At 46.4% G+C, this 349-nt stretch carries 1 pseudogene; it reads left to right on the forward strand.

What is annotated here, in order from left to right:
• A pseudogene (locus tag ETC02_RS17190) lies at positions 1 to 170 on the forward strand (IS701 family transposase); the annotation flags it as partial.
• Positions 171 to 349: the final 179 nt, after the last annotated feature.

The following is a 349-nucleotide window of genomic DNA, read 5'->3' on the forward strand; positions in this document are numbered from 1 at the left end:
TGGTGCTGTTGGCCTGCGTGTACAGCATCGCCGAATCCCGACAAAACCTCTCCACCGGGCTGGAGCTTCTTCGGTCGCGGAAAGACCACAGCGTCGTCGAGTTCATTTATGACGCTGCGAAGCAAGAGATTCCCAATGATGTGATCAAAAAACAGCTCCGTATCGCGTAAGGGGGACCCTGTTTGTCTCTTAAAGCATGGAAATTATTGTAATGAAAAATGCTCACCTGAATCCGTGACAAAACATCTTTACAATGGTCGCAAACCGTTGATACGATAAGGGAAAACGACGTTGACGATTCTTCATCAAGTAGGTGATATGATGAAAGATTTCCCGATTCGGTTTGTAT

The sequence above is a fragment of the Geobacillus sp. DSP4a genome, assembly GCF_013096875.1.
Taxonomy (GTDB): domain Bacteria; phylum Bacillota; class Bacilli; order Bacillales; family Anoxybacillaceae; genus Geobacillus; species Geobacillus thermophilus.